The sequence below is a fragment of the Vibrio sp. SCSIO 43086 genome, from assembly GCF_051132235.1.
Classification (GTDB): Bacteria; Pseudomonadota; Gammaproteobacteria; order Enterobacterales; family Vibrionaceae; genus Vibrio; species Vibrio diabolicus.
The window spans coordinates 322,700-336,639 of the sequence record NZ_CP072677.1; the positions used below are offsets into that span (position 1 = coordinate 322,700).

General features: G+C 47.1%; 11 protein-coding genes and 1 riboswitch. Of the genes, 9 read left to right on the forward strand and 2 right to left on the reverse strand.

The features are described 5' to 3' along the window. The first annotated feature begins 23 nt into the window (after nucleotides 1-23). The 4 genes from tamA to J8Z23_RS01595 are packed head-to-tail and all read left to right on the forward strand — an operon-like array spanning nucleotide 24 to nucleotide 6,302. Entirely contained in the window at nucleotides 24-1,736 is a 1,713-nt protein-coding gene (tamA, locus tag J8Z23_RS01580) for an autotransporter assembly complex protein TamA (protein ID WP_046874047.1), read from the forward strand. Next, a complete protein-coding gene (gene tamB / locus J8Z23_RS01585; RefSeq protein WP_301659499.1) occupies nucleotides 1,733-5,497 on the forward strand; it encodes an autotransporter assembly complex protein TamB in 3,765 nt (1,254 codons plus the stop codon). Before tamA ends, tamB begins: the two co-directional genes overlap by 4 nt. A 45-nt stretch (nucleotides 5,498-5,542) precedes the next feature. Beyond that, on the forward strand, nucleotides 5,543-5,890 hold the full coding sequence (locus J8Z23_RS01590) for a gamma-glutamylcyclotransferase family protein (protein WP_012841162.1): 348 nt from the start codon (nucleotides 5,543-5,545) through the stop codon (nucleotides 5,888-5,890). Nucleotides 5,891-5,939: 49 nt separating this feature from the next. Continuing rightward, on the forward strand, nucleotides 5,940-6,302 hold the full coding sequence (locus J8Z23_RS01595; RefSeq protein WP_145474456.1) for a DUF2799 domain-containing protein: 363 nt from the start codon (nucleotides 5,940-5,942) through the stop codon (nucleotides 6,300-6,302). A 74-nt stretch (nucleotides 6,303-6,376) separates the two neighbouring features. Here the strand turns inward: J8Z23_RS01595 and ppa are convergent, their stop codons facing one another. Then, nucleotides 6,377-6,907: an inorganic diphosphatase gene (gene ppa, locus J8Z23_RS01600; RefSeq protein ID WP_012841160.1), complete on the reverse strand. Its 531-nt coding sequence runs from the start codon at nucleotides 6,905-6,907 to the stop codon at nucleotides 6,377-6,379. A 127-nt stretch (nucleotides 6,908-7,034) separates the two neighbouring features. Further along, entirely contained in the window at nucleotides 7,035-8,051 is a 1,017-nt protein-coding gene (gene fbp / locus J8Z23_RS01605) for a class 1 fructose-bisphosphatase (RefSeq protein ID WP_005392321.1), read from the reverse strand. A 312-nt stretch (nucleotides 8,052-8,363) separates the two neighbouring features. Here fbp and mpl point away from each other — a divergent pair, with 312 nt between their 5' ends. From mpl to thiQ, 5 genes are all read left to right on the forward strand, one after another. Then, nucleotides 8,364-9,722 (forward strand): UDP-N-acetylmuramate:L-alanyl-gamma-D-glutamyl-meso-diaminopimelate ligase, encoded by a 1,359-nt coding sequence (gene mpl / locus J8Z23_RS01610; RefSeq protein ID WP_170902406.1) that lies wholly within the window; start codon nucleotides 8,364-8,366, stop codon nucleotides 9,720-9,722. Nucleotides 9,723-9,726: 4 nt separating this feature from the next. Next, the gene (locus tag J8Z23_RS01615) at nucleotides 9,727-10,362 is read left to right on the forward strand and encodes a flavin prenyltransferase UbiX (protein ID WP_006742964.1); all 636 of its coding nucleotides are present in this window, start codon (nucleotides 9,727-9,729) and stop codon (nucleotides 10,360-10,362) included. Between the two features lie 37 nt (nucleotides 10,363-10,399). Continuing rightward, nucleotides 10,400-10,536, forward strand: a riboswitch (TPP riboswitch). Between the two features lie 71 nt (nucleotides 10,537-10,607). Beyond that, complete coding sequence (gene thiB, locus J8Z23_RS01620; protein WP_006742963.1) at nucleotides 10,608-11,600, forward strand: thiamine ABC transporter substrate binding subunit; 993 nt, start codon at nucleotides 10,608-10,610, stop codon at nucleotides 11,598-11,600. Nucleotides 11,601-11,677: 77 nt separating this feature from the next. Then, complete coding sequence (gene thiP / locus J8Z23_RS01625) at nucleotides 11,678-13,228, forward strand: thiamine/thiamine pyrophosphate ABC transporter permease ThiP (protein ID WP_048626594.1); 1,551 nt, start codon at nucleotides 11,678-11,680, stop codon at nucleotides 13,226-13,228. After that, entirely contained in the window at nucleotides 13,228-13,932 is a 705-nt protein-coding gene (gene thiQ / locus J8Z23_RS01630) for a thiamine ABC transporter ATP-binding protein (RefSeq protein WP_006742961.1), read from the forward strand. The genes thiP and thiQ overlap by 1 nt, the downstream gene beginning before the upstream one ends. Nucleotides 13,933-13,940 lie beyond the last annotated feature (8 nt).

The window sequence follows — 13,940 nt, forward strand, 5'->3', positions numbered from 1 at the left end:
TAACCTCATTCAGCCAAAAAAGCATGATAAAAAAAGCTCTCCTCACCATTGTTGGCCTGTTTGCCTTTTCTCATGGTGCCTATGCCGATGTTTCTTTGACTTTAAAAGGCATCGATGGCGCTTTAGAAGAGAATGTCAGTGCGTACCTGTCGTCCATTCCAGCGAAGGACTACTCCACTTCTCTGCGTTTTCAAGCGAGATTAGATCAAAGTATCACTGAAGCTCTCAATGCGCTTGGGTATTATCATGCAAAAATTTCATACTCTATTCCGGAAGGGAATGATGAGTTGATCGTCAGCATCAAGCCGGGTTTACCTGTGAAAGTGAAAGTCATGGATGTGGTGATCACAGGTGAAGCAAAAGACGATGAAGAGTTCGCCAAACTTATTGAACGTTCACCGCTTAAAGTCGGCAAAGTATTGAATCAAGGTGAATACGATAGCCTGAAATCGGGTATTCGTAACTTGGCGTTGCAGCGTGGTTATTTCAATGGTGATTACAAGCTCAGCAAACTTGAAGTGATTCCTGACTTCAATGAAGCGAACGTGCGTTTGCATTATGACAGTGGTATTCGTTATCACTTTGGTCCGATTAACATTACTGGCAGTCAGATTTGGGAAAACCGTGTTGAATCAATGCGACCTTTTGAAATTGGTGAACCTTACTTGGTTTCGCAAGTGGGGGAGTACAACCAAAACCTGTCTAATACCGATTGGTTTTCATCGGTTTTTGTGGAGCCTGATTTAAGTAAATTGGATGAGGGACGCGAATTGCCAATTAAGGTCTCGCTCGCGCCAGCGTCAAAAAACCAAATAGAAACCGGTCTTGGTTACTCGACCGATACTGGTGTGCGTGGCACGTTAAAATGGAAAAAACCATGGGTTAGTTCACGTGGCCACAGCTTTAATACGGCGTTATCACTATCAAAGCCAGAACAGACGATCACGGCAGGCTACAAAATCCCGCTTGATGATGTATTGCGTGAATACTACCAACTGCAATTTGGTTTAAAGCACCTTGATAACCGAGATACGGAGAGTTTGGAATCCAACCTGGCAGTTGAGCGACATTGGCTAACCGATGGCGGCTGGCATAAAACCATTTATGTTCGTCACTTGTACGAAAACTTCTCTCAAGGTCTGCAAGATGATGGGGTGCAATTTGTGTTACCCGGAGCTACTTTTTCACGAACTCGTGTCCGTGGTGGCAACATGCCAATGTGGGGGGATAAGCAAAGTGTAACGATCGAATATGGTGATCCTGCTTTGCTGTCAGAAACGCGAGTATTGCGCCTATTAGGGCGATCATCTTGGATCCGCGGGATCGGTGATAATCATCGTGGTTTGTTCCGTTTAGAAGGTGGTGCGAATATCACTGACGAATTTGAAAAGCTTTCGCCTTCTCTGCGTTTCTTCGCTGGTGGTGACAACAACATTCGTGGTTATGGATACGAGTCTATTTCACCTGTGGATGAAAGTGGCGCCTTGACGGGTGGTAAATACATCGTTAGCAGCACATTAGAATATCAATATCGCGTGTATGGAAACTGGTGGGCAGCCACCTTCTACGATATTGGTGATGCATTTAACGAAACACCTGAATGGAAATCGGGTGCTGGTGTGGGTATCCGTTGGGCATCTCCGGTTGGACCGGTTAGCTTTGATTTTGCGTGGGGACTGGATGAAAAACCAGAAAGAGAGTTCCGCATCCACTTCTCATTGGGGCCTGAGTTATGATCAAAATGATGTTTAAGTGGACCAAATGGCTGTCGCTAAGTTTGATTGGTCTATTGCTGTTGCTCATCATTTTTGTTGCGACAGTGCTATTTACTCACCCTGGTCTTAAGCTCGCGTTGTGGGGAGCAGAAAAGGCTTTACCGCAACTACAGATAGAGCAAGTTCAGGGCTCATTATTTCCTCGTTTTGAGCTACAGAACGTCAGTTTTGTCGACGAATCTTTGAACATCGACGCAAAAGTCGATCGTTTAGCGTTAGCGGTTAACTTCCGTTGTTTCTTTGATCCTAAAGTCTGTGTCGATGAGCTAACCCTGCAAGGTGTTAACTTTCAGATGCCAGAGCTCCCTCCGGCAGGCGAAGAGCCAGAGGAGACACCGCCATTACGTACAGTCAGTACACCAGTCCCTATTTTTGTTAATAAGGTCAGTTTTGATGACATTAACTTAAACATTTTAGGCAACCAAATTGACTGGCAAGATTTCTCTACCGGGCTTTCTATGCAAGGCGACCGTTTAGTGATTGCGCCGACGGCATTAAAAGACATCAATGTTGCACTGGCTCCAAGTGAAGCTGAACCTGAAGCGGCCACCGACGAGCCGAAAGACGCTGACGTTCCGCCGCAAGATATTGTGTTACCTGAGGTGTGGATTCCACTCACTGTGGAAGCAAGACGCCTCGATATTCATAACTTCAAGCTTGCAGGTGAGAAGCCGGTGATCGTTCACCACCTTGGTGCTGTAGCGAAAGCGGGGGGCGACCGTGTTGATGTGAAAACATTAGAGCTCGATATGCCTGAAGTGGAAGGTAAGTTAAGCACGCAAGTAACGCTTTCTGCTGACTATCCTCTCAAAGCTCAGCTCGATGCGCTGGTGAAGCAAGCGGATGCGAAAGGGCAAAAGTTGTCGCTGTCAGCTGCTGGTTCGGTGGGAGACCTTTCTCTCACTGCGACCTTATCTGAACTAGTCGAAGCGGAGATCAAAGGTGAACTTCAGCCCCTGAAAGCGCAGTTACCCTTTGATGTTGCAATCAAAAATGTGCAAGCGCAATGGCCGTTAATCGGTCAAAGTGATTATCAAGTATCGGTACCAAGTTTATCTGCAAAAGGTTCCCTGGACGGATACATCGTGGCACTAGAAACACAAGCTTCGGGTAAAGATATTCCTGCTGTAGATGTTGCACTAAACGGCAAAGGCACATTAGAGCAAATCGATCTTGAAAGCCTGGTGGTTAAAACATTGGGCGGTGAGTTATCCGGTCAGGTGATGGCGAATTGGGCTGCGCCAATCAACTGGCAAGCTGACCTTAATTTGCAACATATTCAACCAGGGCTTCAATGGGAAGAAGCGGAAGGCGATATTAGTGGTAGCCTCTCGACTTCAGGTTCTTTAACAGAACAAGGCGGTTGGCAAGTCAGTTTACCTAAGTTAGATATCGATGGCATTTTGCGCGGTTATCCGCTGAATGTTGAAGGCCAACTGGAAGCGTCTGATAAGAATGGCAAAGGTGAAGACATTCAGCTTACCACGCAAGGTTTAGCGCTTTCTCATGGCCCTAACCAATTGAGTGCCAAGGGTAAGATTGATAAGCAGATATTAATGGATGTTGAGGTTAACTTCCCCGATTTTGCGAAAAGTGTTCCGGATCTAGCGGGTAAGATGCAAGGCAACGTGGCGCTGCGTGGTAGCTTGAAAGAGCCTGACATCAAATTAGACCTAGCGCTAAATCAAGTGAACTGGCAGCAGCAAGCGAACGTCGAAAACATAACTTTGAAGGGGGATGTGACGCCTCTGCCAGCACCGAAAGCGAACTTAAGCCTCATTGCGAACAACATTACCTACGACGAAATTAAAGTTGATAGTGCAGACCTTGAAGTCTCTGGGGATGAAAAACTGCACCAACTGACGCTAGATGTAGTGTCTGACATTGTATCAACCAGCTTAGAAATTGAAGGCTCATTCATACAGAAGCCGCAAATGATCTGGGATGGTGCATTGCGTCGTCTTACTTTGAGCACGCCGCAGGGACCTTGGGCGTTGCAGAAGTCGACGGCGGTTAAAGTCAACATTGATAAACAAATCGCTGATGTTCAAGCACATTGTTGGCTGCAAGCCAATTCGAGTGTTTGTTTGACCGAAGATATTAGTGTTGGTCAAAGTGGCGAAGCCAAGTTAGCCGTGAACGACTTTGACTTTGAACAAATCAAGCAGTTCCTGCCGCCAGAGACGAAATTACAAGGGGCGGTCAACGCGCAAGCAGCAGCAAAATGGGCACCAGAGATGAAGCCGGAAGTTACGGTGAACGTTGATATGCCTAAAGGTCAAGTAGAGCAAGCACTAGAGCAGCCGATAACTCTTGGTTGGGAAAGCTTTAGCTTTAAAGCGGCGCTGGCAAAAGACAAGTTAGATGCTGAGTGGTTATTTGATGTGAGAGACAACGGTGACTTATCTGGTCAGGTTTCTTTGGTCGATGTAACGTCTGAGCAGCCTGAGATTGACGGTAAGGTCTCGCTATCGACATTCCATCTGGATTTCTTAGCGCCGTTGATAGGTGAGTACAGCCTATTCAAAGCGAACATGAATACTGATTTGGCGATATCTGGTGATGTTATGCACCCTAAAGTCAACGGTCAGTTCTTGATTGAACAAATGAAGCTACAAGGTGAAGTCACGCCGATAGACATTAACTCCGGTCAGGTCGCGATCAACTTTAAAGGTCACCAAGCGGATCTTGATGCGGGTATCATGACGCCAGATGGTGAGTTGGAAGTGACCGGTGAGGCCGATTGGCAGGATCTACAAAATTGGCATACCAAAGCGCGTGTATTTGCGAAAGAGCTTCAGGTGGATCTTCCACCAATGGTAAAAATCAAAGTTGAGCCGGACATGACCATTGATGTCACACCACAGCTTGCTAAGGTCGAAGGTAATATTAATCTGCCTTGGGGACGAGTTGTGGTTGAAGAGCTGCCACCAAGTGCGGTTGGTGTTTCAAGCGACACCGTGATTTTGGACCAGAACTTACAGCCTGTGAGTGATATCGAGCCAATGCCATTTGATGTTGAAACGGATATCAACATTAAGATCGGTGATGACTTTCAACTGGCCGCCTTTGGCTTGAAAGGTGGTCTGAAAGGTAACCTCAATGTGACACAGAAAGATAAAGGTCCGTTCATCGTTGGTGAGGTTAATATCGTCGACGGTTCTTACCGTTCTTTTGGTCAGGATTTGGTGATTGAAGAAGGTAAGATCTTAATGAATGGTCCGGCAGATCAGCCGTACGTTTCTATTAAGGCGATTCGAAACCCAGATAATACCCAAGATGATGTGATTGCTGGTGTGCGTGTAACAGGACCAGCATCGGATCCAAATGTGGAGATATTCTCTGAGCCAGCGATGCCTCAAGCGAATGCGCTCTCTTACTTACTTCGTGGTCAAGACATTGATGGCGAAGCGGGTGGCAATGCTATGACGACCACGTTGATCGGCCTAAGTTTGGCAAAGAGTGGACGCGTGGTTGGTGAAATCGGCGAAGCCTTTGGCGTACAGGATTTACAATTGGATACAGCGGGGTCGGGCGATGATTCTCAAGTGACCGTCAGTGGTTACATTCTGCCGGGATTACAGGTGAAATACGGCGTCGGCATCTTTAACTCACTAGGCGAGTTCACTGTGCGTTATCGATTGATGCAAGATCTGTATTTAGAGGCGGTTTCTGGTGTAGATAGTGCGGTTGACCTACTCTATCAATTTGAGTTCGATTAGAGCTTGTTCGCCTGCGTACATAAAGTTCATGACTAAGGAGTGGTTATGCAGCATTTAGTTTTTGTATATGGGACCTTGCGTAAAGGAGAGTGTAATCATCACTTTCTGAGCTCGGCCCAGTTTCTTGGTCAGCATGAAACGGATGCTCAGTTCGCACTGTATGACTTAGGTCCTTATCCCGCGTTGTCTGTTGGGCAGCGTTCGATACAAGGTGAAGTGTATCTGATTGATGATGAAACCTTATCCGAGCTAGATAAGTTGGAAGATGTGCCAGTAGAGTATCGTCGAGAGAGCATCGTCACGCCGTTTGGCCAAGCTTGGATCTACTTGTATCAAGATACTGAACAACTGACCGAAGAAATCGCTTCCGGAGATTGGTGTCAAAAGGTGTGAGCTATACTGACATTATCAACAGCGACGAGCTGGTCACTAAGGAGTCATGATGAAGGTATTCGTAATTGGAGCAATGGCGTTGATTCTTGCTGCATGCGCGCAAACAACCCTGCCGACCTCGAGTAATGCTACCGACTGGCAAGCGTTTGGTAAGCAGTCTGCCTTAGATGGATTAAGAGTTTTATCTGAAGATCGCATCGCTGCACTGGATGGTACTAATCATGCTACGCCTGAACTGATCATTGCCTATCAAACGGGTTATCAGCAAGGGAAGCAAGAGTATTGTGAACAAAGCGCGTATATGCTTGGTGTTATCGGGCGTCCGTATTTTGGTATTTGTGATGACCTAGACCCTTTCTTTCAGCATGACTATGACGCCGGCCGAATGTCTTCTGCAGGCGCGCCTATCTAGTTGACTTACACAAGATGAAAAGCAAAAGAGCTGCCCTAAAGCAGCTCTTTTTAATTTTGTATCAGCCGTGATGCTTATTTTTTCTGAGCGCGCTCGTAAGACTCTAGGATCTCAGCTTTAGCGGCAGCAACATCTGCCCAACCATCCACTTTCACCCATTTGCCCGCTTCAAGCTCTTTGTAACGCTCAAAGAATTGCGTGATCTGCGCTTTCAGTAGTTCTGGGATATCGTCCACATCTTGGATGTGATCGTACTCTTTCGAGATTTTGGTGTGTGGAACCGCAAACACTTTTGCGTCTTCACCTGACTCATCCGTCATCTTCAAAACGCCAACAGGACGGCAGCGAATCACTGAACCTGGCATGAGTGGGTATGGTGTTGGTACCAGTACGTCGACGGGGTCGCCATCAAGAGACAGCGTATTGTTCACGTAGCCATAGTTACATGGGTAGAACATTGGTGCAGACATGAAACGGTCGACAAATACCGCACCAGAATCTTTATCTACTTCGTACTTGATTGGATCTGCATTTGCAGGAATTTCGATCACGACATAGATATCTTCAGGCAGCGACTTGCCTGCTGGCACATGGTTTAAGCTCATTAGAATATTCCTTTTCATTAACGATGAGTCACACAGAAGCGGCTTCATCTGATGATAAATTCGCGTTTCACTTTAGCGACAAAAACGCGGCAGGTAAACACCTGCCGCGTTGGACAAAGGTCTGAAATTATTCTTCGTCGCGGTGCAGTTCAAGGAACTCTTCAACTTTGCGAACCATGTTCTTAGAACCAACAAAGAAAGGCACACGTTGGTGTAATTCGGTTGGTTTGATATCCATGATGCGATTGACGCCGTCTGATGCAATACCGCCCGCTTGCTCAATTAAGAACGCCATTGGGTTACATTCATAAAGTAGACGCAGTTTGCCCTGAGGATGGCTTTGCGTACTAGGGTAAAGGTAGATACCACCTTTCAGTAAGTTGCGGTGGAAATCAGCAACCAATGAGCCAATGTAGCGAGAAGTGTATGGACGACCGTCTTCTGGCACATTCTCTTGGCAGTACTTGATGTACTTCTTCACCCCTTGAGGGAAGCGAATGTAGTTACCTTCGTTGATCGAATAAATCTTACCTTCTTCTGGAATCATCATGTTTTCATGAGAAAGGCAGAAGCTGCCGATAGATGGGTCGTAAGTAAAGCCGTTTACGCCGTTACCCGTGGTGTAAACCAACATGGTTGATGAACCGTAAATCACGTAACCAGCGGCAACTTGCTTATGACCAGGCTGAAGGAAATCTTCTTCTGTCGCTGGTGTGCCAATAGGTGAAACACGGCGATAAATAGAGAAGATAGTACCGACAGAGACGTTCACATCGATGTTAGAAGAACCATCAAGCGGGTCCATCAGTACCACATATTTGGCGTTTTGGTTGAGCTCTTTGTTGAAAGCAACCGCTTCGTCTTCTTCCTCACTGGCAACGCCACACACTTGGTCACGAGCTTCAAGCGCGGCTTTGAACTTATCGTTTGCGTAAACATCGAGCTTTTGCTGGTCTTCACCTTGGACATTTTCCGTGCCTACAGCACCAGTGATATCACCGAGACCCGCTGCGTTGATTTCGCGGTTAACGATTTTTGCAGCTAAACGAATGGAGGCTAAAAGGGATGATAGATCACCGCTAGCGTGGGGGAAATCCGCTTGTTTTTCGACAATGAACTCGCCTAGGGTGCGCAGTCCTGACATGGTTAATCCTTACATTTTCATTTCATTGGGGGTAGTGCGCAAGTGAGCATCTCTTTATGGATGTTAAACGATTGCGCTGGATGTAAGTTTAAGTCGCAGATCTTTTTAATGGTAATGAAGTAACTGTTTGAGATCTCAATTTATTTGTAGACTTGTTTGAGGGATTCATCAGTAAGCAAGAGGTTGTACAGTCTGTGTTCAACCTTGTCATATTTGTGAAAGGGACTGCAAGAAGAAGGCTAAAGTCTCTCGCTTTTCTGGTTGTGATCGCGATAATGAAAGCATTAAAGAACGCATTACAAGGTTTAGTTTATGCACATTCATATCTTGGGTATCTGTGGCACATTTATGGGCGGCGCTGCGATTTTAGCGCGCCAATTAGGGCATAAAGTCACTGGTTCTGATGCCAACGTTTACCCACCGATGAGCACGTTGCTTGAGTCTCAAGGTATTGAAATTATTGAAGGCTTCGACCCGTCTCAACTCGACCCTCAACCAGACCTTGTGGTGATCGGTAATGCCATGAGCCGTGGTAACCCATGTGTTGAACATGTGCTCAATACCAACATGCGCTACACCTCTGGTCCGCAGTGGCTCAACGAGTTTTTGCTGCACGATCGCTGGGTATTGGCGGTATCGGGTACACACGGTAAAACGACCACGTCGAGCATGCTGGCTTGGATACTCGAAGACTGCGGTTATCAACCTGGTTTCCTAGTTGGTGGAGTACTTGGTAACTTTGGAGTCTCTGCTCGTTTGGGTGAAAGCATGTTTTTTGTCGTTGAAGCGGACGAATATGACAGTGCTTTTTTCGATAAGCGTTCTAAGTTTGTGCACTACCATCCTCGAACCTTAATCATGAACAACCTTGAGTTTGATCATGCAGACATCTTCGATGATCTAGAGGCGATCAAGCGCCAATTCCATCATTTAGTGCGAACGGTTCCCGGCAATGGCTTAATCTTAGCTCCGAAGCAAGACCAAGCTTTGGCGGATGTATTAGAGCGTGGTTGCTGGACAGAAAAGCAGTTTTCAGGTGTTGATGGCGACTGGCAGGCGCACAAATTAGTGGTCGATGGCTCAAAATTTGAAGTTGCTCTACAAGGCGAGAAGGTCGGTACCGTCGAATGGGATTTGGTGGGTGATCATAACGTTGATAATGCGTTAATGGCGATTGCCGCGGCGCGACACGTTGGCGTAACGCCGGAGCTTGCTTGTCAGGCTCTGGGCCGTTTCATTAACACCAAGCGCCGTCTTGAGTTAAAAGGTGAAGAGCAAGGTGTGACGGTTTACGATGATTTTGCGCATCACCCAACGGCAATTGAACTCACCGTCGGTGGTTTGCGTAACAAGGTAGGCGAAAAACGCATTCTTGCCGTGTTGGAACCTCGTTCTGCCACCATGAAGCGCGGCGTGCACAAAAACACACTCGCGGATTCGCTACACAGCGCGGATGAAGTGTTCTTATTCCAACCAGACAACATCGAATGGTCGGTGCAAGATATCGCGGAACAATGTCAGCAACCTGCTTTTGTTGACGCTGACATCGATAACTTTGTAGCGAAAATCGTTGAACGTGCGCAGCCAGGTGACCAAATCCTCGTGATGAGTAATGGTGGCTTTGGCGGTATTCACGGCAAGATTCTCGAGCAACTTAAACAAAAAGTCTGATTTTATGCAAAACAAACAGCAGCAAGCAGAAAAAGCCATCACTTTAGCGTTAACTGGAGCATCTGGTGCGCCTTATGGTCTGCGCCTTTTAGAATGTTTGGTCGCGGCGGATTATCATGTCTACGTTCTGATCTCTTCGGCGGCTCGTGTCGTTATGGCAACCGAACACAACCTTAAGTTGCCAAGTGGGCCAGAAGCCGCAAAGCAAGCGTTGGTGGAACACCTCAACTGTGACCCAAATAACATCACCGTTTGTGGTAAAGATGACTGGTTCTCACCGGTAGCATCTGGCTCTGCGGCACCCAAGCAAATGGTGGTTTGCCCATGTTCTGCGGGAAGTGTTGCGGCGATTGCGCATGGTATGTCGGATAACTTGATTGAGCGCGCCGCTGACGTGGTGATGAAAGAGCGTGGGCAGTTGTTGCTCGTCGTTCGCGAAACGCCATTTTCAACGCTGCATCTGGAGAACATGCACAAGCTATCGCAAATGGGCGTGACCATCATGCCAGCGGCTCCGGGCTTCTATCATCAGCCAAAGAGCATTGAAGACTTAGTGGATTTTATGGTGGCGAGAATTCTCGACCACTTAGGTATTGAGCAAGGTTTAGTGCCTCGTTGGGGTTATGACCAGCGTTCGTGAGCTGATTGTGTAACCACTCAAATACCTTTACAATCCATCCAACTCATCGGGGAGCAAACCCATTTAGCATTGAGTCAATCAATGCATTTGGGCGCTGAGACCTAAGTTCTTAACTAGGGACCCGTATTACCTGAACCAGATAATGCTGGCGTAGGAATTGAGTCTGGATATTGGAAGTCCTTAATAGCCGCCTCAACCCTGTGCCGCTCAACTTATTTCTCTGAAATACTCATGGAGAGCGAGCAGTGAAAACCACTTCAAGTCTGATTGCCTTAGCTGCAATTACTTCAACTTCAGCGTTTGCTGCTGAAAACCCATTAACTATTTATACCTACGATTCTTTTGCCGCAGATTGGGGACCAGGTCCTAAAATCGAGCAAGCTTTTGAAGCAAAATGTGGCTGTGACGTTAACTTCGTGGCGTTGGACGATGGTGTGTCGATCCTGAATCGTCTTCGTCTTGAAGGTGGTAATAGCAAAGCCGACATCGTGTTAGGTTTGGATAACAACCTGATGGCAGAAGCGAAGAAAACCGGCCTGCTTACCGAGCACAATGTGGATACGGCTAACACAGTGTTACCAAATGGTTGGAGTGACACGACGTTTGTACCGTACGATTACGGCTACTTCGCGTTTGTGTACAACACAGAAAAACTTGCTAATCCGCCGAAAAGCATGAAAGAGCTGGTGGAAACGCGCGACGATTTGAAAGTGATTTATCAAGATCCGCGTACGTCAACGCCGGGCCAAGGCTTGATGCTGTGGATGAAATCCATTTATGGCGACGATGTGACGCAAGCGTGGCAGAAGCTAGCGAGCAAAACCGTAACGGTCACGAAAGGTTGGTCAGAAGCGTATTCCATGTTCCTTAACGGCGAGTCGGACTTAGTGCTTTCTTACACTACGTCACCTGCGTACCACTTAATTGCGGAAAACGATTCAAAGTTTGCGACGGCGAATTTTGCTGAAGGTCACTACATGCAAGTTGAAGTCGCCGCTAAAGTGAAAGGGGCAAAAAATTCAGAACTTGCTGATCAATTTATGAATTTCATTTTAAGTGATGAGTTCCAGTCAGCGATGCCAACGGGTAACTGGATGTACCCTGTTACTGACGTTGAGTTACCTAAAGGTTTTGAAACCTTGAGCGTTCCAAACAAGTCGTTGAGCTTTAGTGCTGATGAAGTGGCAAAAATGCGTAAGTCTTGGATTCGCGAATGGCAAAGCGCACTGACGTTTTAGCTGACGTTCCACCCCTCATCTGAATGAGATAGGTTTTACCTTTGAATTCTGTTCCAAAAATAGGTTTAGGGGTCGCGATGATCATCGCGGCCTTTGTTGTTTCTGCCCTAGGTGCTTTGATTGTTCAAGCCCCTTCACTTGATGTGTCTGTGGTATGGGACGACCCGTATTATCAACATGTCACCAAGTTCAGCTTCTACCAAGCTTTTCTTTCCACATTGCTCAGTGTTGGCTTTGCCATTCCAGTTGCGCACGCGCTTTCACGTCGCCAATTTTGGGGTAAGTCATTACTGCTTAAGCTGTTTGCATCGACGCTAGTTTTGCCTGTTTTGGTTGGTGTTTTCGGGCTGTTAGCGATTTATGGCAACAGCGGTTTGTTAGCGCAGTGGTTGCAAAGTTTCGATACTAAACTGCCATTTTCTATTTACGGTTTGAACGGCATTTTACTCGCCCATGTGTTCTTTAATTTACCTTACGCGGCGCGCTTGCTGTTGCAAGCATTAGAATCTATTCCTGCCGAGCAGCATAAGCTGTGTGCGCATTTAGGTATGAACCATTGGAATAAGTTTCGTTGGGTGGAATGGCCGCGTTTAAGGCAGCAACTTCCCCACGTTTGTGGCTTGGTATTTATGTTGTGCTTCACCAGTTTTGCCACTGTAATGGCGTTGGGGGGCGGGCCAAAATCTACCACCATTGAATTGGCAATTTACCAAGCGATTAAGTTTGATTTTGATTTACAAGCTGGGGCGTTATTGGCGCTGTGGCAGATGCTGTTATGTGGACTGCTTGCCATTGGAGTGCAGAAGTTAACAAAGCCTGTTTCTATCAGTGCTGGCAGCACATCGGTACAGCAATATTTAACGAAGGATCATGGGTGGTCAAAAGCTTGGGATAGCTTTTGGATCATAGGTGCCTTTTTACTGGTGATACCACCGTTATTGATGGTGCTACTGAGCGGTATTAACCAACAAGTTTGGTCAGTGTTAACCGATGAGCGTTTTTGGTCGGCGTTATCTAACTCACTCAAAGTTGCCGGGTTAGCCAGTGCGCTTGCGGTCGCTGCGGGCGTGTCTATATTGTTGACCAGTCGCCGTTGGCGATTGCAGTACAAAAATACGCGAGCCGATCAGATTGAGCTAATCGGCACCATTATTTTGGTGACGCCGGGTTTGGTGATTAGCACCGGATTATTCTTGCTGTTGCGATCATTTACCGATGTTTTTAGCTTGGCGTTTTTTGTTGTGATTTTGGTAAATGGTTTGATGGCTTTGCCTTACGTGATCAAAACGCTGGCACAGCCAATGCTGCACATCGAGCAGCAATACCAGTATGTGTGTGCCAGCTTAGGCATGCGTGGCTGGCAACGCTTTAAAGTGGTGGAGTGGCAGGCGCTGCGCAAGCCATTCGCACATGCGTTTGCGATCAGCTTTATGTTTGCGATTGGCGATTTAAGTGCTATCGCGTTGTTTGGTGGACAAGAGTTCCGAACTTTACCTCTGTATTTGTTCCAGTTACTTGGCAGCTATCAGATGGACGCGGCTGCGGTGGTATCGGTGACCTTGTTGTTGTTGAGTGTGGGCTGTTTTGCCTTGATTGAGAAAGTATTGAAAACGAAGGAGAGAGCGTAATGTTAGTGTTGGATGATGTGCAGTACACCTACCAACGTGAGCTGTTTCGTTTTGACTTAACGATTGAGCAAGGTCAGATAGTGTCGTTGATGGGACCAAGTGGGGCTGGAAAATCGACGTTGCTGGCGTTGGTGGCTGGGTTTATCCATCCTGACCAAGGTGACATTCGGGTTGATCGTGAGTCGATTGTGCACAAAGAGCCTTATCAGCGTCCTTTCTCCATGCTGTTCCAAGAGCATAACTTGTTTTCTCACTTGTCGGTGCGTGACAACATTGGCTTAGGTTTACACCCAGGGCTGAAGCTCACTGTAGACCAAAAGCGTCAGGTTGAACAAGCCGCTCAACAGGTTGGTGTTGCTGAGTACCTCGACCGTTTGCCAGAGCATCTTTCTGGTGGCCAGCGTCAACGTGTTGCCTTAGCGCGTTGTTTTGTTCAGCCTCATCCCATGTGGCTGTTGGATGAGCCGTTCTCGGCGCTTGATCCGGTTTTACGTGAAGAGATGCTGAGCTTGGTAAAAAAACTGGCGGCAGAGCGGGGAATAACCGTATTGATGGTCACGCACCATTTAAGCGATGCCAAAGCCATTGCCAGCCACTTTGTGTTTGTGGCTGATGGCAAAGTGGAAGCGGCGGATAGTATGTCTGCATTGAGTGAACAGCATGCTAGTGAGAAGCTTGCGGCATTTATCCGAGCCGCACGCTGATGCTCAAT